23 protein-coding genes and 1 pseudogene are annotated in these 25460 nt (G+C 72.3%); 15 read left to right on the forward strand and 9 right to left on the reverse strand.

The genetic code is table 11. The features are described 5' to 3' along the window. Positions 1-104: 104 nt before the first annotated feature. Positions 105-482: a DUF2795 domain-containing protein gene (locus tag ACZ4RZ_RS24825; RefSeq protein ID WP_467747643.1), complete on the reverse strand. Its 378-nt coding sequence runs from the start codon at positions 480-482 to the stop codon at positions 105-107. Positions 483-749: 267 nt separating this feature from the next. Here ACZ4RZ_RS24825 and ACZ4RZ_RS24830 point away from each other — a divergent pair, with 267 nt between their 5' ends. Next, on the forward strand, positions 750-1544 hold the full coding sequence (locus ACZ4RZ_RS24830) for an RNA polymerase sigma factor SigF (RefSeq protein ID WP_467747644.1): 795 nt from the start codon (positions 750-752) through the stop codon (positions 1542-1544). Positions 1545-1572: 28 nt separating this feature from the next. Here ACZ4RZ_RS24830 and ACZ4RZ_RS24835 read toward each other — a convergent pair whose 3' ends face one another. Beyond that, positions 1573-2700, reverse strand: a complete 1128-nt coding sequence (locus ACZ4RZ_RS24835; protein WP_467747646.1) for a PAS domain-containing protein — start codon at positions 2698-2700, stop codon at positions 1573-1575. 119 nt (positions 2701-2819) lie between these two features. On the opposite strand from ACZ4RZ_RS24835, the gene ACZ4RZ_RS24840 reads away from it, so the two are divergent. From ACZ4RZ_RS24840 to ACZ4RZ_RS24855, 4 genes are all read left to right on the forward strand, one after another. Continuing rightward, the gene (locus ACZ4RZ_RS24840; RefSeq protein WP_467747647.1) at positions 2820-3536 is read left to right on the forward strand and encodes an ANTAR domain-containing response regulator; all 717 of its coding nucleotides are present in this window, start codon (positions 2820-2822) and stop codon (positions 3534-3536) included. A gap of 220 nt (positions 3537-3756) precedes the next feature. Continuing rightward, positions 3757-4797, forward strand: coding sequence for a hypothetical protein (locus ACZ4RZ_RS24845; RefSeq protein ID WP_467747649.1), 1041 nt, complete (start codon positions 3757-3759; stop codon positions 4795-4797). A 229-nt stretch (positions 4798-5026) separates the two neighbouring features. Then, the gene (locus ACZ4RZ_RS24850) at positions 5027-6274 is read left to right on the forward strand and encodes an aminotransferase class I/II-fold pyridoxal phosphate-dependent enzyme (protein WP_467747651.1); all 1248 of its coding nucleotides are present in this window, start codon (positions 5027-5029) and stop codon (positions 6272-6274) included. Then, a complete protein-coding gene (locus ACZ4RZ_RS24855; RefSeq protein WP_467747653.1) occupies positions 6271-7383 on the forward strand; it encodes an MBL fold metallo-hydrolase in 1113 nt (370 codons plus the stop codon). The genes ACZ4RZ_RS24850 and ACZ4RZ_RS24855 overlap by 4 nt, the downstream gene beginning before the upstream one ends. A 153-nt stretch (positions 7384-7536) precedes the next feature. Here the strand turns inward: ACZ4RZ_RS24855 and ACZ4RZ_RS24860 are convergent, their stop codons facing one another. Further along, positions 7537-8160, reverse strand: coding sequence for a DedA family protein (locus ACZ4RZ_RS24860; protein ID WP_467747655.1), 624 nt, complete (start codon positions 8158-8160; stop codon positions 7537-7539). Positions 8161-8227: 67 nt separating this feature from the next. After that, positions 8228-9001 (reverse strand): MBL fold metallo-hydrolase, encoded by a 774-nt coding sequence (locus ACZ4RZ_RS24865; RefSeq protein WP_467747657.1) that lies wholly within the window; start codon positions 8999-9001, stop codon positions 8228-8230. Positions 9002-9085: 84 nt separating this feature from the next. On the opposite strand from ACZ4RZ_RS24865, the gene ACZ4RZ_RS24870 reads away from it, so the two are divergent. Then, positions 9086-9553: a recombinase family protein gene (locus tag ACZ4RZ_RS24870; protein ID WP_467747659.1), complete on the forward strand. Its 468-nt coding sequence runs from the start codon at positions 9086-9088 to the stop codon at positions 9551-9553. Between the two features lie 98 nt (positions 9554-9651). Next, complete coding sequence (locus tag ACZ4RZ_RS24875) at positions 9652-11727, forward strand: phage holin family protein (protein WP_467747660.1); 2076 nt, start codon at positions 9652-9654, stop codon at positions 11725-11727. A gap of 38 nt (positions 11728-11765) precedes the next feature. Here the strand turns inward: ACZ4RZ_RS24875 and ACZ4RZ_RS24880 are convergent, their stop codons facing one another. Continuing rightward, positions 11766-13397 carry a DUF6345 domain-containing protein gene (locus ACZ4RZ_RS24880; protein WP_467747661.1) on the reverse strand — a complete coding sequence of 544 codons (1632 nt, stop codon included), beginning with the start codon at positions 13395-13397 and terminating at the stop codon, positions 11766-11768. A 291-nt stretch (positions 13398-13688) separates the two neighbouring features. On the opposite strand from ACZ4RZ_RS24880, the gene ACZ4RZ_RS24885 reads away from it, so the two are divergent. The 4 genes from ACZ4RZ_RS24885 to dnaK all read left to right on the forward strand — a co-directional run bounded on the left by ACZ4RZ_RS24885 (position 13689) and on the right by dnaK (position 19151). After that, positions 13689-14750, forward strand: a complete 1062-nt coding sequence (locus ACZ4RZ_RS24885; RefSeq protein ID WP_467747662.1) for an ATP-binding protein — start codon at positions 13689-13691, stop codon at positions 14748-14750. 62 nt (positions 14751-14812) lie between these two features. Continuing rightward, positions 14813-16549: a vWA domain-containing protein gene (locus ACZ4RZ_RS24890; protein WP_467747824.1), complete on the forward strand. Its 1737-nt coding sequence runs from the start codon at positions 14813-14815 to the stop codon at positions 16547-16549. Positions 16550-16716: 167 nt separating this feature from the next. Further along, on the forward strand, positions 16717-17142 hold the full coding sequence (locus ACZ4RZ_RS24895; protein WP_399078967.1) for an OsmC family protein: 426 nt from the start codon (positions 16717-16719) through the stop codon (positions 17140-17142). A gap of 146 nt (positions 17143-17288) precedes the next feature. Next, on the forward strand, positions 17289-19151 hold the full coding sequence (gene dnaK / locus ACZ4RZ_RS24900; protein ID WP_467747664.1) for a molecular chaperone DnaK: 1863 nt from the start codon (positions 17289-17291) through the stop codon (positions 19149-19151). A 19-nt stretch (positions 19152-19170) separates the two neighbouring features. Here dnaK and ACZ4RZ_RS24905 read toward each other — a convergent pair. The 3 genes and pseudogenes from ACZ4RZ_RS24905 to ACZ4RZ_RS24915 form a co-directional block, all read right to left on the reverse strand. Then, a pseudogene (locus ACZ4RZ_RS24905) lies at positions 19171-19698 on the reverse strand (nitrate reductase subunit alpha); the annotation flags it as partial. Positions 19699-19837: 139 nt separating this feature from the next. Further along, entirely contained in the window at positions 19838-20653 is an 816-nt protein-coding gene (locus tag ACZ4RZ_RS24910) for an SAM-dependent methyltransferase (protein WP_467747666.1), read from the reverse strand. A 57-nt stretch (positions 20654-20710) separates the two neighbouring features. Next, positions 20711-21574: a helix-turn-helix domain-containing protein gene (locus ACZ4RZ_RS24915; protein WP_467747668.1), complete on the reverse strand. Its 864-nt coding sequence runs from the start codon at positions 21572-21574 to the stop codon at positions 20711-20713. A 216-nt stretch (positions 21575-21790) separates the two neighbouring features. Here ACZ4RZ_RS24915 and ACZ4RZ_RS24920 point away from each other — a divergent pair, with 216 nt between their 5' ends. After that, a complete protein-coding gene (locus ACZ4RZ_RS24920; RefSeq protein ID WP_467747669.1) occupies positions 21791-22207 on the forward strand; it encodes a hypothetical protein in 417 nt (138 codons plus the stop codon). A gap of 16 nt (positions 22208-22223) precedes the next feature. Here the strand turns inward: ACZ4RZ_RS24920 and ACZ4RZ_RS24925 are convergent, their stop codons facing one another. After that, on the reverse strand, positions 22224-23054 hold the full coding sequence (locus tag ACZ4RZ_RS24925; protein ID WP_467747671.1) for a helix-turn-helix domain-containing protein: 831 nt from the start codon (positions 23052-23054) through the stop codon (positions 22224-22226). A 27-nt stretch (positions 23055-23081) separates the two neighbouring features. Here ACZ4RZ_RS24925 and ACZ4RZ_RS24930 point away from each other — a divergent pair, with 27 nt between their 5' ends. The 3 genes from ACZ4RZ_RS24930 (at position 23082) to ACZ4RZ_RS24940 (ending at position 25452) form a co-directional block, all read left to right on the forward strand. Further along, positions 23082-24152 (forward strand): ADP-ribosylglycohydrolase family protein, encoded by a 1071-nt coding sequence (locus tag ACZ4RZ_RS24930; protein WP_467747672.1) that lies wholly within the window; start codon positions 23082-23084, stop codon positions 24150-24152. 272 nt (positions 24153-24424) lie between these two features. Beyond that, positions 24425-24730, forward strand: coding sequence for a 4a-hydroxytetrahydrobiopterin dehydratase (locus ACZ4RZ_RS24935; protein ID WP_467747674.1), 306 nt, complete (start codon positions 24425-24427; stop codon positions 24728-24730). Positions 24731-24735: 5 nt separating this feature from the next. Further along, positions 24736-25452 (forward strand): class I SAM-dependent methyltransferase, encoded by a 717-nt coding sequence (locus ACZ4RZ_RS24940; protein WP_467747676.1) that lies wholly within the window; start codon positions 24736-24738, stop codon positions 25450-25452. The last annotated feature ends 8 nt before the right edge of the window (positions 25453-25460 follow it).

Consider the following 25460-nt stretch of genomic DNA (forward strand, 5'->3'; position numbering starts at 1 on the left):
GGCTGTTGGGCCTTCCTGCGTTCCCCGGCTGCGGGGGTGCGGGTACGTCGGCGGGACGACGGCCGCAGTACCCCCGAGCCGGGAGCCCATGCCTTCCCTTCCGGTCACCCGACGCGCACGACCGCTTCCGCCAGCTCGTGTGCCGTGGTGTAGCGGGCCTTGTGCGGCAGTCGCTCCAGAGCCTCGACGAGCACGTCCGGCGCGTGCTTGTCCCGCAGCAGGCCGCTCAGCTCACGCGGGCCCGCGGGGAACGGCGTACGGCCCAGCAGTCGCCCCAGTTCGAGCTGCACCCTCTCGACGGAGGCGGTCGGGCGGCCCGGCGCCACGGGGCCGCCCGCGATCTCAGGGTCGTCTTCGGCGGTCGGCTCCGGATCGTGCCACTCGTCGGTCCGGGTGGGGTGCCCCGACCTGAGCAGCTCTCGTAGTTCGTGCTTCATCTCTTCGTCCCGGTGGACGCTCAGCCGGTCGCTGCCTCGCTGCATGACTCCCTCCAGATGTTCGGGGGTGGTGATCGCGTACCCGTGGACCACGAATCGACACGTCGCTCCACCGTCACCAACCGCCCCACCTTCGTAGCCGTGTGTGTTTGCTCCGCATGTCTCGGGGCAGACGCACTCCCAGTGCTTCGGACAGGAGGCACGTCCGTGGGAGCGGCGAACCGTCGCCACGGGTGTGTCCGTCCGGCACATCCGCGTACTCCCACGGTGACTGCCCAACTCAAGGCACATCCAAGGGAGTTGCGACGCACCATGCCAACTCAAGCGAGCGCGAAGCATCATCCGCACGACGACGCCCCCGACACCGCGGAGGCATTCCGCAAGCTCGCCACGCTCCCCCCGGGCCAGCAGCGCGACACGCTCCGCGAGGAGATCGTCGAGGCCTGGCTGCCGATGGCCGATCGGCTCGCGGGGCGGTTCCGCAGTCGCGGCGAGAGTTACGACGATCTGCGCCAGGTCGCGGCGCTCGGCCTGGTCAAGGCCGTCGACCGCTACGACCCCGAGCTCGGCAACGCCTTCGAGAGCTATGCCGTGCCGACCATCACCGGTGAGATCAAGCGCCACTTCCGCGATCACATGTGGACCCTGCACGTGCCGCGCCGCGTCCAGGACCTGCGCAACCGGGTACGGTTCGCCAGCCAGGACCTGTCGCAGACCATCTCGGGCCGCAGGCCCACCGTCGCCGAGATCGCCGAGCGCGCCCGGATGAGCGAGGAGGACGTCCTGACCGGCCTGGAGGCCCTGGAGAGCTTCACCGCGCTCTCCCTGGACGCCGAACTCCCGGGCAGCGAGGACGGCTACTCACTCAGTGACGCCCTCGGATCGCCCGATGCGGCCCTCGACACCGTGATCGACCGCGAGGCCGTCAAGCCCCGCCTGCAGGCCCTGCCCGAGCGGGAACGCGCCATCCTCTACATGCGGTTCTTCGGCGACATGACCCAGAGCAGCATCGCCGACGAACTCGGCATCTCCCAGATGCACGTCTCGCGGCTGATCAGCCGCTGCTGCAACCGGCTGCGCGACCAGGTGATGCGCGACGTGGCGTAGCGCCCGGCCCGCGGGTCGGTTCCGCGGGTCAGTTCAACCGCGCCATGGCCAGCGCGATATGACGGGACATCATGTCCATCGCCTGCCCCTCGGCCATCGAGAACGCCAGCCGTGCGCCGCTGCGGAACAGCGTCAACACCCCCCGTACGGGCCCGGATTCGGTGGTCAGTGGCACGCACAGCAGCGACGTCACATTCGCGCGTACGAGGACGGGGGCGCCCGAGGTGTCGCGCCCGAAGGCGTCCGGGTCCTCGGGGCGCACCTGAAGGGCCGTGGAACCGCCGCGTGCCGCCTCGACGACGAGGGGGCACGCGGCGGGATCCTGCCCGGCCACGGCCGCCACCTCCTCGGCGCGTTCCGACGGTCCCAGGACGGTCGTACGGGACAGCCGCGCGGCGCCGGCGTCGGCCACCACCCAGTCCGCGAACCGCCCGTGCAGCACCCCGGCCGCCCGTGCGAGCACCGCGGGCCGGTCCCCGCCGGGCGCGCTCAGCAACGCCGTGGTCATCGCGTCCACCAGGTCCATCAGCGCGGCGTGCCGGGTGGTCTCGGACAGACTCGGCACCGCCGGGCCCGGCACGTTCCCCTCCGACGGCACCCGGGAATCGCCGGGCTGCAGGACGACGAGGACGGCGGTCCGGGGTTCCCCGCCGGGCCGCAGGGCGGTCAGCGTCGCGCGCACCGGTACCGACGGCTGCTGCTGGAGGTGGACGGTGAGACCGCGGTCGCCCTCGCCGCGCGCCACCGCCGCCGCTTGCGAGCGGAACGCGGCGCGGTCGGCGTGCGCGAGGAACCCGGTCAGCGGCCGGCCGGTCGCATAGCCCGCCCGGACTCCGGTGAAGGCGGTCGCCGCGAAGTTCAGTCTGCGCACCACCGTCTCGCGGTCCACCAGCGCGACGGGCACCGGCACCCGCTGGAAGAGCGCCTTGAGAAGCTGCTGTTCCTGACGGTCCACCGAGGCGACGCCGGACGGGCCGTCCGAGGACAGACGCTGGAACCACGGCCACAACTGGTCGGCCACATGGTCGAGTTCGAAGATCGCCGCGTCGAGCACCGTCGCAAGGTCGTCTCGGGGCACGGACCGCGACGCCTTCAACTCCGCAACGCGGCGTACGAAATCCGCAAGTTCTTCACCGAATTCGTCCGTCTGCGCCATGCGATGAACGTAACCCGAGCGGCGCATTCCGGGGGCCGCGGGGGCCGAACCCGCAGAACGTGTTTTTCACGCAGGTGACCGGGAAGGCGCCGAGGAGACGACGAGAGGAGGAGTGAACCATGCCGGAAACCGATCAACTCGGCCATCTGGGACCGGAATCGCCCGAGTCCGCCCTTCCCGGGAGGAGGCTCTCGGAACTCGTCGAGCAGGCCGCACACTGCACCACCGACTGCTGCGGCGCCAGCGGCATGGTGTGCGAGGGCGGCGCCGAGCGGCCCGCCGCGGTGACCCACCCTGACCTCGCCGGACTCGTCTCGGTGCAGCTCCGCTCCGGCGACGGGCCGATCCCGGCCGCCCTGGAGCGCGGTGAGCCCGTCGACTCGGCGGACCTGCTGCGCGAGGAGCGCTGGCCGGAGTTCCGCGCCATGGCCCTCGACGCGGGCGTGCGCTCCAGCGTCACCATCCCCTTCCGGCGCTCCGGGCTGACCGTCACGCTCAGCCTCTACAGCTTCCGGCCCGGCGCCCTGGAGGACGCCCCGCGCGGCCCCGCCCGTGCGCTCGGCGACCTCGCCGCGACCTGTCTGCTCCGCGACCGCTCCTACCGCGCAGCGCTCACCGAGCTCGACCAGCTGGGCACCGCGCTGCGCACCCGGCCCGTCGTCGACCAGGCCTGCGGCATCGTCATGCATGTGCTCGGCTGCGACGCGGACACGGCCTTCGGGGTACTGCGCCGCATGTCGCAGGGCACCAACCGCAAACTGTCCGACGTCGCCTCGGCCGTCGTGGACAAACGCGGTCGGGGACTGGAGAAGCAGCTCGTCGCACTGTCCGACTGACCGGTCGTGGGAGGCGGGCCCCGGGCCCCGGCGGGCGGCGGGCCTCGTGTCCGTGGCAGGCGGCAGTCTTCGTACCCCTGGGGTCACCCGCTCGGGCGTCCATGTCCCGCGAATGGTGCCCGGCCGCGCGCGCCGCGCCGCCGGGCGGGCTGTGATGGGCCACGGGGGGCACGACGGCCGTGCCCCCCGGGAAAGCCGCCCGGCCGAAGGAGCCCATCCCATGCGCCGTACCGCCCGTGCCCTGTCCGCCACCGCCCTGGCCGGTGCCGCCCTGGGCGCCGCCGCGTCGGCCGCGTCCGCGGACCCGGCCGCGGAGGTCAGCCCGGGGTCCGTGGAACCCGGTGGCATCATCACCATCTCCGTCACCTGCGACGGGATCGACGGATCCCCGCCCGACTTGATCGACGCCGCCTCGGAGGGCTTCGAGCAGGGCAAGGTCCAGCTGCGCCGGGTGGCGGGCGACGAGCAGGGTGTGGCGGGCGCCGCGGCCTACCGGGGCACGGCCCGTATCCCGCAGGGCGACCACGTCGACGACGGCCCCGACGCGGTGGGCGCGGATTTGGAGTGGGGCGTCGATGGCGCCTGCCCCGGGGCCTCGGGAGGCCAGGAGAAGAAGTGGAAGGCCGCGTACACCGTGGCCCGTGGCCGCACCGCGGCGAGCGGTACCGCGCAGAGCCTCCCGGGAGGCGACACCGTGGAGCGCCCCCTGGAAAGCGACGCCGGTCAGAGCCTGCCGGACAGCGACGCCGTGGAGCCCGCGCCGGACAGCGACGTCGTGGAGCCCGCGCCGGACAGCGACGTCGTGGAGCCCGCGCCGGACAGCGACGTCGTGGAGCCCGCGCCGGAAATCGGAACCGTGGAGCCCGCGCCGGACAGCGGCACCGTGGAGCGCCCGTCGGAAAGCGGCACGGGACAGAGCCTGCCGGGTGGCGACACCGTAGAGCGCCTCCCGGATCGCGACACCGGGCAGAGCCCGCCGGACGGCGACGCCGCGGAGCGTCCGTCGGACGGCGGCACCGTGGAGCAGCCGTCGGACGGCGGCACCGAGGAGCGTCCGTCGGACGGCGACGCCGTAGGGCGCCCGTCGGAAAGCGGTGATGGGCAGCGCCCATCGACCGTTGAGGGCGGGGTGCAGGCCGGGGAGGGCGGCACCTTCACCGACTCCGTCCCGGCGCTGGTCGCCGGCGGTGTCCTGATCGCGGGCGCGGTGGGCGCGGCCGTCCACCGACTGCGCCACAAGGACAAGTCCGCCGACCGCTGATGCTGTGACCGGCACAACCGAACCGCCGCCCATGAGGTGACTGAACCCTAGGTACGGAGAGGCCGAGGGCGCGAGCGGCGCCGTACGAGAGGCTGTACGAAGGGACAGGGACAGGGACAGGGACACCGGAGACCGTACGGAGGCAGGAGCACCGGAGCGGGGCACGGCAGCGGCGACGGGCAGTACACCGGCGACAGGGCACGGCACCACGGACTGCGCGGAGGAACGTATGCGGCGGACGCATCCGGAAGGGCACGGCCCCGTCCGTTACGGCCCGCCTCTTCCCGATCAGGGCCTGCCCGTGCTGCCGGAACTCCGCTCCGCGCTGGCCGCCGCCGCGGACCGCGCCCACGCCGAGCCCTCCGGCGGTGGGCCCGCGCTCCTCGACGCGGCCTGTGCCTACTGGAGCCGCCGCGGACTGCCCGCCGCGCACGACCGGGTGGTCGCCGCACCCGGTGCCCCCGCGCTGCTCCTCGCGCTGACCGGCGCGCTCGGCGGCGATGTCCTCGTGCCGCGCCCGTGCGCCGCCTGGTGGGCGCCGCAGGTACGGCTGTTGGGCAGATCCGTGTTCCATGTGGCGACGCCCGCGGAGTGCGGGGGCCTTCCGGATCCGTACGCCCTCCTGGAGACCGTCCGCAGAGTCCGCGCCGAGGGCGGCGAACCGCGGCTGCTCGTGCTCTCCGTGGCCGACGACCCCACCGCGACCGTCGCGCCGCCCGAGGTCGTCCACGAGACCGTGGAGGCCGCGGTGGGCGAGGGGTTGCACATCGTCAGCGACGAGACCTGGCGCGACACGCTGCACCGGCCGCACGACACGGTGCTGTTCAGCCCCGCCGAGATGCTCCCCGACGAGGTCACCGTCCTCACGGACCTCGCGGGCGCCTTCCTGCCGCAGGGCTGGCCGGCCGCCGTCGCCCGCTTCCCGGACACCGAGTCCGGGATCGGACTGCGCGCCCGTGTCCTCGACGTGCTCACCGTGCTCGGCGCACGGGTCGCCGAACCGGTCGCCGCGGCGGCTGCGTACGCGCTCGACGAGCCCGCCGCGATCACCGAACGGCTCACCGCCGCCGTACACCTGCACGCGCGCGTGGCCGCCGCCGCGCACCACGCGGTGGTCGGCGCGGGCGCCGTCGTGCGGCCCCCGCAGGCCGGCAGACACCTGTACGTGGACCTCGGCCCGCTGCGCTCCGCGCTCGGCGCGCACGGCGTGGGCGACGCCCAGGACCTGGAGGACTTCCTCACCGCCCGGCTCGGCATGCCCGCGCCGGGCGGCCACCGGTTCGGCGACGACCTCGAGGCGCTGAGGGTGCGCCTGGGCACCGGGCCGCTGCTCGGCGCCACGGACGAGGAGCGGGCGGAATGCCTTACGTCACCCTCGCCTTTGGAACTGCCGCATGTGCAACGCGCGTTGACCCTCTTGGGGTCGGCCTTCGACGATCTCCGCGACGACGCTCAGCGATGGGAGCCTCCTCGATGACGCAGCAGTCCGAGTCGACCACGAGCACGACTACGACCACACAGGACGCCGACGATCCGGCGTCCTCTTCGGGCCCGGCGGTGGCCGGGCACGTGTCTCCCGCAGTTCCTCTCGTCCCTGCCGGTCCTCCCGTTCCTGTCGGTCCCCTCGCCGAGCCCCGTCCGCTCGGCGAGCGGCGTGTCTGGCCGCGGTCCTTCGTGGAACGGCTGACCGCTCCGCTGCCCGGGCTGCGGGCCTTCGCCAGGTTCGCCCGCGAGGGCGCGTTGCGGCCGGGGGCCGAAGGGCTCGCCGACATTCCGCTGCTGCCGTTCGAACCGGAGCCGCTGCCCTGGGTCGACGCGCGCACGCTCGCCGTCTCCTGGGCGGGGCACGCGAGTTGGGTGATCCGGATCGGCGGGCTCACCGTCCTCACCGACCCGGTCTGGTCCCGCAAGATCCTCGGCACCCCGGTCCGGATCACACCGGTCGGCGTGGCCTGGAGCGCGCTGCCGCGCGTCGACGCGGTCGTCATCAGTCACAACCACTACGACCACCTGGACGCGCCGACCCTGCGCCGACTTCCGCGCGACACACCGGTGTTCGTACCGGCCGGCCTGGGGCGGTGGTTCAGGCGCCGCCGGTTCACCCAGGTCACCGAGCTGGACTGGTGGGAGGCTGCCGAACTGCGAGGCGTCCGCCTCGACTTCGTCCCCGCCCACCACTGGTCCAAGCGCGGCGTGGCCGACACCTGTCGCACGCTGTGGGGCGGCTGGGTCCTCACCGCGCCCGACGGGCAGCGCGTGTACTTCGCGGGCGACACGGGGTACGGCCACTGGTTCGCCCGCATCGGCCGGCGCTACCCGGGCATCGACCTGGCCTTGTTGCCGATCGGTGCGTACGACCCCCGGTGGTGGCTCAGCGACGTCCACTGCGACCCTGAGGAGGCGGTGCGGGCGGCTGCCGACCTCGGCGCCGAGCGGATGGCGCCCATGCACTGGGGCACCTTCGTCCTCTCCGCCGAGCCCGTCCTGGAACCGCTGACACGCGTACGGGTGGCCTGGGAGAAGGCGGGGCTGGCCCGCGAGGCGCTGTGGGACCTGCCGGTGGGGGCGTCGCGGGTGCTGGCCTGAGGGTTTCTTCGCCCCTCCGCCCCTACCTGTCCCGTACCAGCCTTTCGGCTGCGGGTGCGTGGGTGCTGGTCGCGCAGTTCCCCGCGCCTCTTTGAGGGGCGCAGCCCCCAGGTACGGGTTGCGTAGGGGCGGCGGGGGTGCCCCCGCCATCGGCTACGTGGCCGGCCTCCGTACCCTTCGCCACACGCTCGGTGCCACGCTGATCGCCAGCGTGAGCGCGACAGCGGCGACCACTCCCTCCCACGGCTCGCTGAACAGAGACCCGCCGAGGATGCCGATCAGCTGGTACGCCACCGCCCAGGCGAGGCAGGCGGGGACGTCGCCGCGGGCGAAGGTGCGCAGGGGCATCTTCGCCATGAGACAGGCGAGCATGACCGGAATACGGCCGGCCGGGACCAGACGGGAGAGGACGAGCACGGCGATGCCGTGGTCGCTCAGCTTCTCCTGGGCCTGGGCGAGCCGGTCCTCGGGGGCGCGGTCGCGGAGGGTCTCGAGCCAGCGGGAGCCGTTCTTGGACCGCATACCGCGCTGACCGAGCCAGTACAGCCCGACATCGCCGAGGAACGCCGCGAGCGCCGCCACCGCGAAGACCATCAGCAGCGCGAACGGCGCTGACTGATGAAAGGCGACCACAGCCGCCGAACTCACCAGCGCACCCGTAGGCACCACCGGCACCAGCGCGCCGATCAACACCAGCAGAAACAGCGAGGGATACCCGATCGCCTGCTGCGTGGACTCCGGCGGCGCGGTCGTGGCAGCCGCGGTCAGGAAGATCACCTGGTGACCTCCGGCCGAGCGCCCTCGCCGGGTGTCAGTCCGTGTGGGGTGGGCTCCGCCAGGTACGTCACCGCGCGACCTCCGGGCGTACGCTCTCGCCGTGTTCGAGGCGGTGCACCGTGACCTCGGGCGCGCGCTCGGCGGCGAGGCGTACGAACTCCTCGCCCGGCGCGTGGAATTCGTGGGGGCGCACGGCGTCCATCCCGATCGGCCAGTACGTGCCGTAGTGCACCGGCACGGCGCTCAGCGGCATCAACTGGGCGAGCGCCTCCGCGGCGCGCGCCGCGTCGAGGTGGCCCTCCCCGAGGAACGGCCCCCATCCGCCCACCGGCAGCAGCGCCACGTCGACCGGCCCGACCTCCTCGGCCATCGACGCGAACAGCCCGGTGTCCCCGGCGAAGTACGTGCGCGCCTCGCCCTCGACCACGTACCCGACGGCGGGGGAGCGGTGCGGCCCGACGGGCAGCCGCCGCCCGTCGTGGCGTGCCGAGACGGTGCGTACGACCAGGTCACCGACCTGGGTACGGTCGCCGGGCGCCACCTCGATAAGCCGGAGATGGTCCAGCCTGCCCAGCCCGGGCACCGCCCGCGGCGCGCCCTTCGGCACCAGCAGCCGCGTACCGGGAGCGAGCTGCGCCAGCGAGGGCAGGTGCAGATGGTCGGCGTGCAGATGGGAGACGAGTGCCACGTCGGCGACCGCCGCCCGGGGCGGGGGCGGCGCCCCGCGCCTGCGGCGCAGGTGTGCGAGCCGGCGCGCGAAGAGCGGGTCGGTGAGCACGCGTATGCCGGAGTCCTCCAGCGTGCAGGTGGCGTGCCCCCACCAGGTGATCTCCACCGGCACCTCTTTGCCTCCTTCGCGCGACTCCCCCCGAGCCTACGGGCAGGAGTAGGGTCGGCGGCGCAACCCGGAGGTGAGGGGGACGCCATGGGAGACGCGCGCGCTGCCTCCGGCATGCACGCCCTCGAGTGCTCGCTCGAACAGGGCGGCCCCGCGGCGCTTCGCGTCACGGCGATCGCGAGCCTGACGCCCCTGGAGGAGCTCGACGCGGACCCCTTCCTCGTCGACTCCCGCAGCCAGCACGCGATGTGCGCCCGCTGGGCCGCCGAGCACGGCTACGTGGTCACGCGGGAGCTCCTCGTGCGTGGTCTGCGCCCCGACCACCGCACCCTGTGGACGGACGTCGAGGCGGGCCTCGTCGATCTGTTCGTCGCGCCCAGCCGCCGTGTGCTGGAGCGCGCCCTCGCCTCGGTCGACGAGTTCACCGCCGAGTGCGTGCGCCGCGGCGTACGGGTCGAGACGGTCGGCTGCGCGGAACCGGCGTACGACGCCCAGATGAAGGCCCGGGTCCACCGCCGTCTGTCGATGCCGACGGCGGGGTACGACGGCCGCTGAACCCTCCGTCCGGGGACACCTGGCCCCACCCGCCCGTTGTGACAGGGTGGGAGCAGGCCTGGTCGACCGGGCGGGCCGGGACGTGAGGTGGACGGGGCGTGGGTGGAGGACGTTGGCGACGGGTCCTCAGCGGAGTCTGGCGGAGCATCGCGGTGTGGGCCGTGTCCACGGTCACGATGCTCGTCCTGGCCGGTCTGCTGCCCGATTTCCAGTTGCAGTCGGACAACGGGGACAGCGCCACGCAGATCGCCGTCACCGCGGCGGCCGGCGCGGGCGTCTTCGGTCTGCTGTCCTCGCTCGTGTGGCCCCTGCTGGTCAGGGCGTTGCTGCTGGTGCCCGCCCTCGTGCTCGGACTGCTCGTGTTCTTCCTCAATGGATCACTGCTGCTGATCGCGCTGCGGATCAGTCCTTCCGGGCAGGGTGAGGCCGCCCCCGAGACGGCCGTGGTCGTCGCCGCGGTGATGTCCGCCGTCGCCTCGGCCACGGGGGGTGCCCTGGCCGTACGGGATGACGACGCGTACCGGCGCAGGCTGTACCGGCTCGCCGACCGGCGCCGCAGGCGCGCCGCCGGACAGGCCGGGCCCTCGACCCCCGGCGCCGTCTTCATCCAGCTCGACGGCGTGGGCCACGACGTCCTGGAGAGCGCCATCGGCAAGGGGCTCATGCCGACCGTCGCGGAGTGGCTCGGCGGCAGGCGGCCCACCCACCGGCTCACCCCCTGGCGCACCGACTGGTCCAGCCAGACCGGCGCCAGCCAGCTCGGCATCCTGCACGGCAGCAACCACGACATCCCGGCCTTCCGTTGGTACGAGAAGGACAGCGGCGAGGTCATGGTCTGCAACCGGCCCAGCAGCGCCGCCGAACTCCAGCGCCGCGCGATCGAGTACACCGGCGACGGGGGGCTGCTCACCGTGGACGGTGCCAGCCGGGGCAACCTCTTCAGCGGCGGTGCCGACGAGTTGGCCCTCGTGCTGTCCATCGCGGCGCGAAGGGGCAAGGAGAACCGCTCCAGGGCAGGCTATTTCGCCTACTTCAGCGACCCCGCCAACGCCGTCCGCACCGCCATGTCCTTCGTCGCCGAGGTCATACGGGAGATGGGCCAGTCCACCTGGGCCCGGCTGAAGAAGCGGCGCCCGCGCGTCAAGCGCGGCGGGCTGTACCCCTTCGTCCGAGCCTTCGCCACCGTCGTCGAGCGGGACGTCGTCGTCGCCGCGGTGATCGGCGACATGCTCGTCGGGCGCAACGCGGTCTACGCGGACCTGGTGGCGTACGACGAAGTGGCACACCACTCCGGGCCGCGCAGCCGGGACGCCGAGAAGGTCCTGGAACGGCTCGACAGTTCGCTCGCGCTGATCGCGAAGGTCGCCGAGCACGCGCCGCGGCCGTACCGGATCGTGCTGCTGTCCGACCACGGCCAGAGCCCCGGGGAGACCTTCCTGACCCGCTACGGCCTCACCCTCGGCAATCTGGTCCGCGCGGGCTGCGGGCTGCCCGTGCCGCGCAAGGCGCAGCGCACACACAGCGGTGCCGAGGCCCGGGCCGCCGTACGGGCCGCGCTGCGCAGGCCGGTCGAGGAGGGCGGCGAGCGGCACCGGCCCTCGCGGCGCCGCTCCGAGCCCATCGTGCTGGCCTCCGGCAACCTCGGCCTGGTCTCCTTCCCCGATGTGCCGCACCGGATGAGCCGGGAGGAGATCGACCGGCGCCATCCCGCGCTGCTGTCCACGCTCGCCAACCACCCCGGCGTCGGTTTCGTGCTGGTCCGCAGCGAGGAGCACGGCGGTCTCGTGCTCGGCGCGAACGGTGCGGAGGTACCGGTGGACGAGCTCGACGACGCGTACCCGGGCCCGCTCGCAGACTTCGGGCCGGGCGCCGCCGACGCCGTACGGCGCACGCACTCCTTCCCACACGTCGCCGACATCATGGTCAACTCCTGGTTCGAACCCAAAGAGGGCGAAGTCCTCGCCTTCGAGGAGCAGATCGGCTCGCACGGCGGACTCGGCGGGGCCCAGGCCCGGCCCTTTCTGCTCTCGCCCGTGGCGCTGTCCGCACCGGTCGACGACGACGGCGAACTCGTCGGCGCGCAGCACGTGCACCGCGTACTGCGGCGGTGGCTGCGCGAGTGCGACGGCCCCCAGGTGCCGCTGACGGCACGCCCGAACGAGCGTGCCGCCTGACGGACCGGCCCTCGGTCCACCGGGCCGGCGATGCCTTGCTACCGGGCCAGTGGTGCGACCACCCAGCGCTGCGTCCTGTACATGCTGTTCTGCTGCCCGATCTCGATCAGCTTGCGGGCGGCCGGGAACGCCTCGTTGCCTTCGATCTCGTAGCCGACCTGCAAGGTGCCCGGCACGTCCCGGATCTCCAGCTGCTCGTGGATCTCGGCGGCGGAGCGCTGTTCGCCGGAGCCCACCACGGCGAGGTGCTGGACCAGCCTCAGCTGGGCCGAGGCCAGCGCCTCGGCCGGGTCGCGCGGGAGCGGTGCCGCCGCGGCCCGCATCCCCTGCCCGGACGGCGGTGCGACCACCGAACTCGGCGTCCGGGTCGAACCCGCCGCCTCCCGCGTCGACAGGTGCGCCTGCACGACCGTTCCGTCGTTGTCGAGTGCCACGCGGATCTCACCGCGCCCGGGCGTGATGACAGGCACGCCGTCAAAGGTCTGACGGAAGGTCACATGTGTCTGCAGCGACACGGGTTCACCGAGCTGCGAGCCGTCCTTGGTGCCGGAGTTCTGCCACAGGTCGTGCACGCCGTCGACGATCAACTCGGCGCCGCCAGTTGCCTCGACGTGTCGATCGGCGAAGGCCCGGGCCAACTCCACGGCCCGGCCGGTGTCCAGCTGGGCGGTGTTGCGGTGGTTGGCCTCGGCGAGCTTGACCCAGCGCGCGGCCAGCGGCGCCGTGGCAACGTACCGGTCACCGGAGTTGGCGCTCAGTACACCCTGCCGCTCGACCTGGACCTCCTGGAGCGCGGCGGCCGGGAAGCTCGCCGCCTGCCCGAGCTTCGCGAGTTCCGCGCTCGGATCGCGCGGCGCCAGCTGAACGGTCTGCTCCGGTACGGCGGTCGCCGCCTCGCGCAGGCTGCTGCGGGCGTAGTACCAGCGCCACGCGTACCAGGCGTCGGAGACGTGCTCACGGAAGAACGTCCGCTCGGAGTTGAGGCGGTTGGTCGCCTCCGCCTGGGTCGGCCCGGTCGCGCAGACCGAGGGCGCCTGCCCGTGGTAGATGTCCCAGGACGCGTTCAGCCAGGCGTCGCAGTACGTCTGCCCGGCCCGCCACTTCTCCCAGAACTTCTTGCCGTAGTCCGGGCTGTCGATGCTCGTCGTCTCGAAGCCGAAGATCATCCGGGAGCCAAGGTTGGGGCCCGCCCAGGTGCGCACGGGGGAGTGCCCGTCCAGGACACGCAACGAGTTGCAGGTGGACCAGAAGACGTAGTTCGCCCGCTCGTTGCCGAACCCCATCCGGTTGGAGATCGCGTCACTGCGGCCGTCCCACACCGCGCCGAGCGGCGCGAAGAACACCCCGTTGCCGTCCATGCCGCCGTGCCCGGAGTGGTAGACGGCGACCACGGCGTCCACCCCGTAGCGGTCCTGCCAGTTGTCGTACGTCTCCTCGTACGCCCACACCTGCACGCCGCCGTCCGCGAACCAGTAGTTCCGGTCGTAGAACTGCTGGAGATAGGCGAGCCACCCCGTGGCGTCCTCGTGCGTGTGCGAGAGCGGGTTCTGGTTCACGAACTTCTGGATGCTGAACGCACCCCACCAGCCGAATGTCGAGTCCCGGTCGGCCGCGCCGGGCTTGCCGGAATCCAGTGGTGACGGACCACGGTCCGCGTAGATCATGCGCATGGTCAAACCCCCTGATGGTCCACCTCGCCGCGCTCGGTCCCAGAGGGGCGAGGGGCCTCAAAATGTCACCGGCGCGGGGGTTTGCCCAGCGCGCATACCGGCCATCGCGGCCGCGCCCCGGGAATGGCACGGCGCCCCACCGGTCGCTGGGGGACAGCCGCTCCGGTGGTACGAGGGGAGTCCCGCACGCCGGAAAATGGGCTGCGGGGACCGGACGGCGGTGCCCACACTGTTCGTATCGGACACCGCGCACCTGCGGGCCCCGCTCGAACACCCTCAAGGAGCCGCTGCGTGCAGGCAGCCGTCACCGTCACTCCCGCCCGGATCCCGGAGCTGCTGCTCGGTCTCGCGACCGTGCGGCCGGTCTTCATATGGGGCGCCCCCGGCATCGGAAAGTCCTCTCTGGTACGGGAGTTCGCCGAGTCGCTGGGTCTTGAGTGCGTGAGCCTGCTCGGTACCCAGCTCGCCCCCGAGGACCTCATCGGCGTCCCGCAGATCCGCGACGGCCGCTCCGTCTTCTGCCCGCCGGAGGCGATCGCCCGCGACGAGCCCTACTGCCTGTTCCTGGACGAGCTGAACGCGGCGACGCCCGATGTGCAGAAGGCCTTCTACTCGCTGATCCTGGACCGCCGCATCGGCAACTACGAGCTGCCGAAGGGCTCCATCGTGATCGGCGCGGGCAACCGCGCGACGGACAACGCGCTGGCGCGCCCGATCGCCTCGGCGCTGGTCAACCGCCTCACCCACGTCCACCTCGAGGCGTCCCCGAAGGACTGGCTCGCCTGGGCCGCCGTCAACGACATCCACCCGTGGGTCCTGGACCACCTCACCGACCGCCCCGACCACCTGTGGTCCAAGCCGCCGAAGACCGAGGAACCCTTCTCCACGCCCCGCTCCTGGCACATGCTCTCGGACGCGCTGCGCTCCTTCGGGCCGACTCTCGACGAGCCGACACTCAAGGTGATCGCGCACGGCACGCTGACGCCGGCGCACGCGGTCGCCTTCTGCGGCTACGTCAAGATCGTGCGCAGCCAGTTCGGCATCGAGGCCATCATCAAGGGCGACGCCCGCTGGCCGAACCGGCTGGAGGACCGCGACCTGCTCTACTACCTCGCCGAGTCCTTCCGCGGCCGTCTCGTCAAGGAGCTGCCCGCCAGCAAGGAGCACCTCTCGGCGAACGCCCGGCAGACCGCGTACCGCGCCAAGTCCCTGCTCGTCCAGCTCGCCGAGATCTCCGTCGAGGTCGCCCAGAGCGTCATCGCCTCGGACGCCGAGGGCAATCCCGTACTGCCGGCGTGGTTCCTGGTCGAGGCTGCCCGGGACATGCCGCGTCTCGTGGAGGCCCGGCAGTGAGCCGGCCCCGCAAGCCGGACGCCCCGAAGCCGGATCCGGCCGCCGAGGCGTTCGCGGAAGGGATGAGGCTGGTGCGGGCCAACCGCGCGCTCGCCGCCATCGGGTTCAGTACGTGCCGTCAGGAGGAGTGCGTCATGGCGCCCCGGGACGGTCTCGTGCGGGTCGACTCCGACGGAACCCTGCACGTGCACCCCACCCGCCGGGCCGAACCCGCGGCCTGGGCCTGGGCCATCGCGCACGCCATCATCCATCTGGGCTTCGGCCACGTACCGGCCGCGACCGGCGAGCGCGAGCAGCCCGACTGCTTCGCCGCCGCCGCCCGCTGCGTCGTGGTCAACCGCTTCCTGCTCGGCTTCCCGATCGGGCAGACCCCCGAGGACCTGCCGGCGTCGTACCCCGACGGCGACGAGGAGCAGCTCGCCGCGCGCTGGCGCCGCGACGGCATCCCGCCCGCGTACGACCGCTGCGGTACGGCGGGCCCCGAGCCGGACCAGGTCCTGGTGCCCTGGAACACCTGGATCGGCGGCACCCCGCCCGACTGGCAGATCGCCTTCGCGCACGCGCTGACCCGCACCATGGCCACCGCGATGGATATGGCGGGCGGCCGCCGCGCGTCCATGCGCGGCGGACCCATCCGGCTGCAGCCCTGGGAGAAGGCGCTGAGCTGGTTCATCTCCTCCTACCCCCTCCTGGGCGGCATCGCGGCCGGCATCACGCTCGTGGCCGACGCCGAACTCGCCCGTGCCCATGGCATTTCCGTCGCGGCCGTCGACGCGGAGGCGGCGGAGATCTACATCAATCCCCTCCGCCAGTTCGGCGACGAGGAGTGGCGGTTCGTCCTCGCCCACGAGATGCTGCACGCCGCCCTGCGCCACGGCGACCGCTGCGGCACCCGCGATCCGTATCTCTTCAACGTCGCCGCCGACTACGTCATCAACGGCTGGCTGTGCGAGATGCAGGTCGGCACGATGCCCGAAGGCCTGTTGTACGACCCGGAGTTGAAGGACCTGTCGGCAGAGGAGGTGTACGACCGGATCGCCGGCGACCTGCGCCGGATGCGCCGACTGGCCACGCTGCGCGGCAAGGGCGTGGGCGACATCCTCGGCGGCCCGCTCGGTTCACCGCACGACTACGTCGACCTCGACGAGTTCTACCGCCGTGGCCTCGGTCACGGTCTCGACCTGCACCAGCAGCAGGGGCGCGGCTACCTGCCGGGCGGGTTGGTGGAGGAGATTCGCGCGCTCAGACACCCGCCGCTGCCGTGGGACGCCCAACTCGCCCGCTGGTTCGATGAGTTCGTGCCCCGCCCCGAGCCCCTGCGGACGTACGCGCGTCCGGCGCGTCGCCAGGCGGCGACCCCCGACATCCCGCGCGCGGGCCGCTGCTTCCCGCCCGAGGAGATCGCCCGCTGCACCTTCGGCGTCGTCCTGGACACCTCCGGCTCCATGGACCGCACCCTCCTCGGCAAGGCGCTGGGCGCCATCGCCTCGTACGCCGAGGCCCGCGACGTACCGGCGGCCCGGGTCGTCTTCTGCGACGCCGCCCCGCACGACGCGGGCTACCTGCCGGTCACCGAGATCGCCGGACGAGTCCGGGTGCACGGGCGCGGCGGCACGGTGCTGCAGCCCGGCATCGACCTGCTGCACCGCGCCGACGACTTCCCGCCGGGCGCGCCCGTCCTGGTGATCACGGACGGTTACTGCGACGTGCTGCGGGTGCGGCGCGAGCACGCGTACCTGCTTCCGCAGAACGGGCGGCTCCCGTTCACCGCGCGTGGACCGGTCTTCCGGGTGCGGTGATCCGTCTCGCGGGTGCGGTGACCCGTCCCGCAGGTGTGACGCCGCGTCTCGCCGGTGCGGTGACGCGTCCCGGGTGCGGTGACCTGTCTTCCGGGTGCGCCGGGCGCAGGTGTGATCGGATGGTGGGTACGGACCCCGAAAACGGGATCTCATCGAAGGGATTCATCGTGGCAACCACGCGCACCGCACACACCGTGTGGGAAGGCAACCTGCTCGAGGGCAGCGGCGTCGTCACCTTCGACTCCTCCGGCATCGGCCAGCAGCCGGTGACGTGGGCGTCGCGGGCCCAGGACGCGAACGGCAAGACCAGCCCCGAGGAGCTGATCGCCGCCGCCCACTCCAGCTGCTTCTCCATGGCGCTGTCGCATGCCCTCGCGGGCGCCGGCACCCCGCCCACCAAGCTCGTCACCAACGCCGACGTCACCTTCCAGCCCGGCGAGGGCATCACAGGCATCCACCTCACCGTCGAGGGTTCGGTGCCGGGCCTCGACAACGACGGCTTCGTCGCGGCGGCCGAGGACGCCAAGAAGAACTGCCCGGTCAGCCAGGCGCTGACCGGCACGACGATCACGCTGTCGGCCAAGCTGGCCTGACGCCCCCAAGCGGTACGGCGCCGTGGCCCCGCGAAGGGCCGCGGCGCCGTCGTGTCGGGCCCGTCCGGGTCACTCGCCCCATTGACAACCAGGCGCTCAAGTTTTGTGCTGGAGATCGGGCAGAGCCCTGGCGGAAGGGGACGGACATGGCACGTGCGGTCGGAATCGACCTCGGTACGACGAACTCGGTGGTGGCCGTCCTGGAGGGCGGCGACCCCACCGTCGTCGCCAACGCCGAGGGTGCGCGCACCACGCCCTCCGTGGTGGCCTTCGCCAAGAACAGCGAAGTGCTCGTCGGCGAGGTCGCCAAGCGGCAGGCGGTGACCAACGTGGAGCGCACCGCGCGTTCCGTGAAGCGCCACATGGGCGACGCGAGCTGGCGTTTCCCGGACCAGGGTGACATCGACGGCACCCGCTACCGCGCGCAGGAGCTGTCCGCGCGCGTGCTGCAGAAGCTGAAGCGGGACGCGGAGGCCTACCTCGGCGAGGACGTCACGGACGCCGTGATCACCGTTCCCGCCTACTTCGACGACGCGCAGCGCCAGGCCACCAAGGAGGCCGGCGAGATCGCGGGCCTCAAAGTCCTGCGGATCATCAACGAGCCGACGGCCGCCGCCCTCGCCTACGGACTCGACCGCGGCGAGGAGCAGACCGTCCTCGTCTTCGACCTGGGCGGCGGCACCTTCGACGTCTCGCTCCTGGAGATCGGTGACGGAGTCATCGAGGTCAAGGCCACCAACGGCGACACCCGGCTCGGCGGCGACGACTGGGACCAGCGGATCGTCGAGCACCTCGCCCAGCGCTTCAAGGCGTCGTACGGCATCGACCTCGGCCACGACAAGATGGCGTTGCAGCGGCTGCGCGAGGGCGCCGAGAAGGCCAAGATCGAGCTGTCCAGCTCCTCCGAGACGACCATCAACCTGCCCTACATCACCGCCACCGCCGAAGGCCCGCTGCACCTCGACGAGAAGCTGACACGCGCCCAGTTCCAGGAGCTGACCGCCGACCTGCTCGACCGCTGCAAGACCCCCTTCCACCAGGCGGTCAAGGACGCGGGCGTCAAGCTGTCCGCGGTCGACCACGTCATCCTGGTCGGCGGGTCCACCCGCATGCCCGCCGTGACCGACCTCGTGAAGGAACTCACCGGCAAGGACCCGCACAAGGGCGTCAACCCGGACGAGGTCGTGGCGGTCGGAGCGGCCCTTCAGGCCGGTGTCATCCGCGGCGACGTCAAGGACGTCCTTCTCCTCGACGTCACCCCGCTGTCCCTCGGCATCGAGACCAAGGGCGGCATCATGACCAAGCTCATCGAGCGCAACACCACGATCCCCACCCGGCGTTCGGAGATCTTCACCACGGCCGCGGACAACCAGCCGTCGGTCGGCATCCAGGTCTACCAGGGCGAGCGCGAGATCGCCGCGTACAACAAGAAGCTCGGCGTCTTCGACCTCACCGGGCTGCCGCCCGCGCCACGCGGGGTGCCGCAGATCGAGGTCGCCTTCGACATCGACGCCAACGGGATCATGCATGTCTCGGCGAAGGACCTCGCCACCGGGCGCGAACAGAAGATGACCGTCACCGGCGGCTCCGCGCTCCCCAAGGACGACATCGACCGGATGATGCGCGAGGCCGAGCAGTATGCCGAGGAGGACCGCAAGCGCCGCGAGGCCGCGGAGACCCGCAACCAGGGCGAGCAACTCGTCTACCAGACGGAGAAGTTCATCCGCGACAACGACGAGCGCATCCCGTCCGACACCAAGACGGAGGTCCAGGCGGCGGCCGCCGACCTGAAGCGGCTCCTGGAGGACTCCGCCGGCGACACGGCCGACCTGCGGACCGGCATCGAGAAGCTGGCCACCGTCAGCCAGAAGATGGGCCAGGCGATGTATGCGCAGGCCCAGCAGACACCCCAGGACGAGCCGGCCACCGAGCACGCCCCGGCCGAGGAGGAGGGCGTGGTGGACGCCGAGATCGTGGACGAGGACAGGGAGAAGGGCGGCGCTGCCTAGACGTCCGTCTTCTCCCAGCCGCGCCGTGCCAGGTGGCCCGCACCAGGCCGCCCTTGCCGCGAGCCCGCTGGTAGCGGTGGCGGCGCTCGGGGTCGGCCTGGATGTCCGCCCAGGCCAGAACGGGGTCCCGCAGTCGGCCTTTCGCCTCCCGGTACATGTCCAGCAGGACGCCCCGGACGTACGGGTAGCGCACGCGGGTCGGCGAGTAGGTGTACCAGGAGAAGGCGGCGCCCCGAGGGCAGCCGCGCGGCTCGTACTCGGGGCGGTCCGGGCCCACCGACGGACAGTCCCTCTCCTGGGTCTCCCAGGTGATGATGCCGTCCTTGACGTACACCTTCCAACGGCAGGAGCCGGTGCAGTTCACGCCGTGCGTGGAGTTCACGACCTTGTCGCGGCTCCAGCGGTCCCGGTAGAAGGAGTCCGCCTCGCGGCCTCCGGTCAGCCGGACGCTGTGCAGGTCGGGTGCGGCCGTGCCGGGCCGGAAGAACCTCCCGGCGCGCAGCAGCGTGGCGCCCGGTTCCGTGGGCGGTATCCGCGTGGCGGTCACATGCGGTCCCTCACCCGCCCCGTGGTTTCGAAGCCAGAGGCGAGTGCGGGAGCGCACCTGTTCACGGCACCCGTTCGGGTCAGAACGTGCGCGTGCGGGGCAGGGCCTGCGCGTACGGGTCAGGGCCTGCCCATACGCGTCAGGCCTTGATCGCGACCCCCGCATACACCGGGACGAGGCCCTCCTCCTGTGCCGCCACGTCCTCCGGCTCCGGCTGCCACTCGGAGACCGCGACCACGCCGGGCTCCTGGAGCTCCAGGCCGTCGAAGAACCGCGAGAACTCGGCGCGCGAGCGCGGGAAGAAGGGCGTGCCGCTCTGGCGGAAGAGCCCCGCGGCCTTTTCGACGCCCTCGGGGCTGATGTCGGAGGTGACCTGGGACAGCACCAGCCAGCTGCCGGGGGCGAGCACCTCGACGTACCCCTTGAGCAGGCCGTACACGTCGTCGCCGTCGGCCGCGTCGCCCAGGTAGTGGGTGAGCGCGACCAGCGACAGCGCGACCGGCTGTGCGAGGTCCAGGAACTCGCCGGCCAGGCGCAGGATCGTCTCCGGGTCGCGGACGTCGGCGTGCACATAGTCGGTGGTGCCCTCGGCGGAGCCGTGCAGCAGGGCCTCCGCGTGCCGCAGGACGATCGGGTCGTTGTCCGCGTACACGACCTTGGACGCCGGCGCGACCTGCTGGGCCACCTGGTGCAGGTTGGGCTGGGTGGGGATGCCCGTGCCGATGTCCAGGAACTGGCGTATCCCGGCCCGGGCGGCGGAGCGGGTCGCCCGGTGCATGAACCGGCGGTTGGCGCGCGCCCCGCGCACCGCGGTGCCGTCCGCGGCGAGGATCTTGCGGGCCAGCTCCTCGTCCACCGGGTAGTTGTCCTTGCCGCCCAGCCACCAGTCGTAGACGCGGGCGGGATGGGGCCGACTGGTGTCGATACGGGTGGGCGCGGATTCACTGCCGGTCATACGGATGCTCCTCGAGGTGCTCAATGGGTTCGGATGGCGTCTCGTCCGGGTGGCATCTCAGAAGTTCTCGCGGAACTCCTGGAGGATCTTCTTGGTGCGCTGGGCGGAGGCCGCGTGGGCGGACATGTGGTCGAGGACCTCCAGGTGCGTGGCCACCTCGGCGCGCGAGTCGAGGTAGAGGGCACCGGTCACGTACTCGCTGTAGACCATGTCCGGCAGCTCCGGCTCCGCGAAGCGGAACAGCGCGAAGGACGTGTACGTGCCCGGGTGCGGGCCGCTCGCGTACTCGGCGACCTGGAGCGTGATGCGATCGCTCTGGATCGCCTGGAGGAGCCGGTCGATCTGGTCGCGCATGACGGAGGCGTGGATGCTCACGGGCCGGAGCAGCGCCGTCTCGTCCATGATCACCCAGAGGTGCGGCGGGTTCTCCCGGGTGAGCAGCTGCTGCCGGTTCATGCGCAGCGCCACATGCCGCTCGATGGCCTCTGGACCCGTCTGCCCGACCGTCCCGGCCTCCAGTACGGCCCGCGCGTAGTCCTCGGTCTGCAGCAGCCCGGGGACGAAGTGCGGCTCGTACGAGCGGATCATCCGGGCGGCGCCCTCCAGGCTGACGTGCATGCTGAACCAGTCCGGCAGCACATCGTGAAACCGCTGCCACCACCCCGGCTGGTTCGCCTCCTCGGCCAGCGCGACGAAGGCGCCCAGCTCGTCGTCGGCCACGCCGTACGTCGTCAACAGCACCTGTACGTAAGGGATCTTGAGGGCGACCTCGGCCATCTCCATCCGCCGCACGGTCGCCGGGGCGACCCGCAGCACACGGGCCGCCTCCTCCCGCTTGAGCCCCGCGGCCTCCCGCAACTCCTGCAACCGCCGCCCCAGCACCACCTGCCCCACGGTGGGCGCAGCCCGCCGCTCACTCACGCCACGCCTCCCCACGCGCCGAAGTACCCGAGCAGTGTGACATGTCCCCCCAGAACCCTCACAGGTTCCGCCGAGCCGCCATTACCCCGGACGTAATCGACGCTCGCCCCACCCGCCCGGCATGGTGGTCGTGCTGGATCCCGGGCCGGCGCACTCCGGCCCGGGGCCCAGGTCTCCCATCTGCTGGAATCCGACCTCGACGGAAGGTGATCCGCCATGTCCGCAACCCAGTTCGCCGTGCCGGGCCGTACCACCGGAGCGCGCACCGCGCTGCGCCGCTTCCTGGTGCTGGACGCCGTGGTCACCGGCGCCAACGCGGTCGCCTACCTCGCCGCCTCCGGGCCGCTCGGGCGGCTGCTCGGAGTCGGTTCCTGGCTGCTGCTCGAACTCGGTCTTGTCCTCGCGGTGTACGCCACCGGAGTCGGTCTGCTCGCCTCACGGCGGGAGCCGCGGGCATGGGCCGTGCGGACCGTCATCGAGACCAACCTCGCCTGGACCGTGCTCAGTTTCGTCGCCCTGGCGCTGTGGCTGTCACCGAGCACCGCGGGCGCGGTGTGGGTACCGCTGCAGGCGCTGACCGTGGCGGGGTTTGCCACGCTCCAGTACACAGCGCTGAGGGCCGGCAACCAGTAAGGATGTTGACCGTCTGTCAGGAGATCTGTGACTGGAGGTACTTGGCCGTCGCCGGGTCCGCCGGGAGAAACGTCTCGATGGCCAGCTCGGCGACCGTCACGTCCATCGGCGTGTTGAAGGTCGAGATGGACGAGATGAACGACAGGACCCGGCCTTCGTGCTCGATCTGCATCGGGAGTGCGAAGTAGGGGACGGAATCGATCGGTTCGTCTTCCTCCGCCGGGTCCGGGACCGGGTACGCCGCCACCTCCTCGTACAGGGCGCGCAGCGGCTGCGAGCGGCGCAGTGCGATCTGGCGGTCCATCTGGGCGAGCAGATGGTCGCGCCAGGCGCGCAGGTTGCGGATGCGCGGCGCCAGACCCTCCGGGTGGAGGGTGAGACGCATGGCGTTCAGCGGAGGCGTGAGCAGGGACTCCGGTACGCCCTCCAGGAGCATGACGATGCCCCGGTTCGCGGCGAGCACGTTGTACGTGGCGTCGACCACCAGCGCCGGATACGGCTCATAGCCCTGGATCAGCCGCTCCATGCCCTCGCGCAGGGCGTCCATCGACGGGTCGTCGAGCGGGGTCTCCGGGTAGTGCGGCGCATAGCCGGCCGCGAGCAGGAGCGCGTTGCGGTCCCGGACGGGGATGTCGAGATGCTCGGCGAGCCGCAGCACCATCTCCTCGCTGGGGCGGGAGCGGCCCGTCTCGATGAAGCTGATGTGCCGGGCCGAGGAACCCGCCCGCAGCGCCAGCTCCAGCTGGCTCACCCGCCGCTGCTCGCGCCAGCCGCGCAGGAGCGGGCCGATGCCCTTGTCGATGGGGGCAGTTGGGGGCGCCGCGGCTCCGGACGGGACAATGGTCATACAAGGACCGTAGTCGAGGAGTTGTGCGTGAACGAGTCGGGGAATCTGTCCTGGGAGGCCGAGGCGGTCTACCGGGCGCGGGTGCGGGGCTGTCTGCTGGGCGGGGCGGTCGGGGACGCCCTCGGCTATGCCATCGAGTTCGCCTCGCTGGAGCGGATCCGCGCCGCGTACGGGCCCACGGGCGTGACCGGGCTCGTACCCGACGGCGACGGCGTCGTGGGCCGGGTCAGCGACGACACACAGATGACGCTCTTCACCGTGGAAGGACTCCAGCAGGCCCACGCGCGGGCCCGGCTCAAGGGGATCGGCGGTGCGTCGACCGCGCTGGTCCGGCAGGCGTACGAACGGTGGCTGGAGACGCAGCACAAGACCGAACCCGACGCGACGGCGACCGGCGGGCTCGCCGCGCAGGCCTGGCTGTACGCGCGCCGCGCCCCCGGCAACGCGTGCCTGTCCGGGCTCGCGCAGCACCACGTCCCCGACCCGTGGGGCGAGCTCGGTCCGCCCGGGCCCGTCAATCCGGAGTCCAAGGGGTGCGGCACGGTGATGCGCTCGGCGCCGTTCGGGCTCATGGTGCGCACCCCGGTCCGGCACGCATTCGAGCTGGCCGCGCGGTGCGCCCAGATCACCCATGGTCACCCCACGGGGTACTACGCCGCCGGGGCGCTGGCCGCGATCGTCGGCCATCTGGTCGCGGGGGACTCCCTGGAGGGTGCCGTCCTGCGCACGCTGCGGCTGCTCGCCCGCCATCCCGGGCACGAGGAGACCACGGCCGCCCTGAACCGCGCCCTCGAGCTGGCGGCTCTCGGCGCTCCGAGTGCCGAGCAGGTCGAGTCCCTCGGCGCCGGCTGGATCGCCGAGGAGGCCCTGGCCATCGGCGTCTACTCCGCCCTCGCCGGTGACAAGGTCACTGACGCCCTCCTCCTCTCCGTCAACCATTCCGGCGACAGCGACTCCACTGGGTCCATCTGCGGCAACCTCCTGGGCGCCCGGTACGGCGACCACAGCCTCCCGCAGGGGTGGCTGGAGCGGATCGAGGGGCGCGCGCAGATCGCCGCCCTCGCGGACGACTTCGCGACGGAGTGCGTACGTCGGTGAGGCGGGGTTTGTTTCGCCCCCTCAGCCCCTGCCCGTCCCGTCCCTGGGGCTCCGCCCCAGACCCCGTTCGCGCAGTTCCCCGCTCCCCTATCAGGGGAGCGGGGAACTGCGCGATCTTTTGGCGGGGGTCTGGGGGCGGCAGCCCCCAGGTACGGGAATGGGCAGGGGCGGAGGGGGCGAGAACCTCACGGCGATCCAGCCGACCGCGAGGGACTGTGGCACGCTGAGGCACAGCCTCACCCACACCCCCGTCGGACGAAAGGAGCGAGGTCATGGCCGTCGAACCGTTGTCGCAGAAGGAGATCGAGGAGCGGCTGGCGGAGCTGCCGGGCTGGTCGGTGGACGGCGACCGACTCGCCCGTTCCTACCGGCTCGGCTCACACTTCGCGGCGACCGCGATGGTCGTGCACATCGCCCAGGTGCAGGAGGTGCTGAACCACCACTCCGACCTCACGCTCGGCTACAACACCGTCTCCCTCACCGTGAACACGCACAGCGTCGGCGGCGCCATCACCGAACTCGACTTCGCTCTCGCCCGCAGGGTGGAGGACCTCGCCCGGGGACACGGGGCACACTGATCCACATGCTGGACTACGACAGGGAAGCGGACGAGTACGACGCGACGCGGGGCGGCGAGCCCCGGGCCGCCGCGGCCGCCGACGCCGTGCTCGGCCTCGTCGCCGAGGGCGCGCGCCGCCTGCTCGACGTCGCGTGCGGCACCGGGATCGTGACGCGCCGCCTCGCCTCCGGACGGCCGGGGCTGAGGGTGACGGGCGCGGACGCCGCGCACGGCATGGCGCGGATGGCGGCCGCGCGCCTCCCGGGTGCCGTAGTCCTCGCCGATTCCCGTCATCTCCCCTTCGCGGAGGGCTCGTTCGACGCCGTCTCCGTCGTCTGGCTGCTGCATCTGCTGGACGACGCGGCGCCCGTCGTCGCCGAGGCCGCGCGCGTCCTGCGCCCCGGCGGCGTTCTCGTCACCACCGTCGACAAGGCCGCCGCCCACCAGGTGGGCAGCGACATCGACGCACTCGCCGCGCCCTACCGCAAGGAGCGAGCCGCGGACGAGGCCGAACTCGTCACGGCGTACGCCGCCGAGCACGGCCTGCTCCCGAGCGGTACGGCCCGGTTCCGGGGCCACGGCCAGGGACGGATTCCGCGCCGCCTGGCCCGCTACGTCCGGGACGGCGAGATCTACGCGGCCGGCGGCACCACGCTCGCCGAGCACATAGAGGCGCTCCCGGCCCCGGGCTCACCGCGCCCGGACCCCGTGTTCACGCTGCGGGCGTTCAGGAAGACCTGACCCGGCCG

This window comes from Streptomyces sp. NPDC027189 (assembly GCF_055566975.1).

What these genes read in the sequence shown, in the direction of transcription:
- ACZ4RZ_RS24825 (WP_467747643.1), bottom strand. Translation starts at nt 482, where the DNA reads ATGCAGCGAGGCAGCGACCGGCTGAGCGTCCACCGGGACGAAGAGATG.
- ACZ4RZ_RS24830 (WP_467747644.1), top strand. Translation starts at nt 750, where the DNA reads ATGCCAACTCAAGCGAGCGCGAAGCATCATCCGCACGACGACGCCCCC.
- ACZ4RZ_RS24835 (WP_467747646.1), bottom strand. Translation starts at nt 2,700, where the DNA reads ATGGCGCAGACGGACGAATTCGGTGAAGAACTTGCGGATTTCGTACGC.
- ACZ4RZ_RS24840 (WP_467747647.1), top strand. Translation starts at nt 2,820, where the DNA reads ATGCCGGAAACCGATCAACTCGGCCATCTGGGACCGGAATCGCCCGAG.
- ACZ4RZ_RS24845 (WP_467747649.1), top strand. Translation starts at nt 3,757, where the DNA reads ATGCGCCGTACCGCCCGTGCCCTGTCCGCCACCGCCCTGGCCGGTGCC.
- ACZ4RZ_RS24850 (WP_467747651.1), top strand. Translation starts at nt 5,027, where the DNA reads ATGCGGCGGACGCATCCGGAAGGGCACGGCCCCGTCCGTTACGGCCCG.
- ACZ4RZ_RS24855 (WP_467747653.1), top strand. Translation starts at nt 6,271, where the DNA reads ATGACGCAGCAGTCCGAGTCGACCACGAGCACGACTACGACCACACAG.
- ACZ4RZ_RS24870 (WP_467747659.1), top strand. Translation starts at nt 9,086, where the DNA reads ATGGGAGACGCGCGCGCTGCCTCCGGCATGCACGCCCTCGAGTGCTCG.
- ACZ4RZ_RS24880 (WP_467747661.1), bottom strand. Translation starts at nt 13,397, where the DNA reads ATGCGCATGATCTACGCGGACCGTGGTCCGTCACCACTGGATTCCGGC.
- ACZ4RZ_RS24890 (WP_467747824.1), top strand. Translation starts at nt 14,813, where the DNA reads ATGAGGCTGGTGCGGGCCAACCGCGCGCTCGCCGCCATCGGGTTCAGT.
- dnaK (WP_467747664.1), top strand. Translation starts at nt 17,289, where the DNA reads ATGGCACGTGCGGTCGGAATCGACCTCGGTACGACGAACTCGGTGGTG.
- ACZ4RZ_RS24910 (WP_467747666.1), bottom strand. Translation starts at nt 20,653, where the DNA reads ATGACCGGCAGTGAATCCGCGCCCACCCGTATCGACACCAGTCGGCCC.
- ACZ4RZ_RS24920 (WP_467747669.1), top strand. Translation starts at nt 21,791, where the DNA reads ATGTCCGCAACCCAGTTCGCCGTGCCGGGCCGTACCACCGGAGCGCGC.
- ACZ4RZ_RS24925 (WP_467747671.1), bottom strand. Translation starts at nt 23,054, where the DNA reads ATGACCATTGTCCCGTCCGGAGCCGCGGCGCCCCCAACTGCCCCCATC.
- ACZ4RZ_RS24935 (WP_467747674.1), top strand. Translation starts at nt 24,425, where the DNA reads ATGGCCGTCGAACCGTTGTCGCAGAAGGAGATCGAGGAGCGGCTGGCG.
- ACZ4RZ_RS24940 (WP_467747676.1), top strand. Translation starts at nt 24,736, where the DNA reads ATGCTGGACTACGACAGGGAAGCGGACGAGTACGACGCGACGCGGGGC.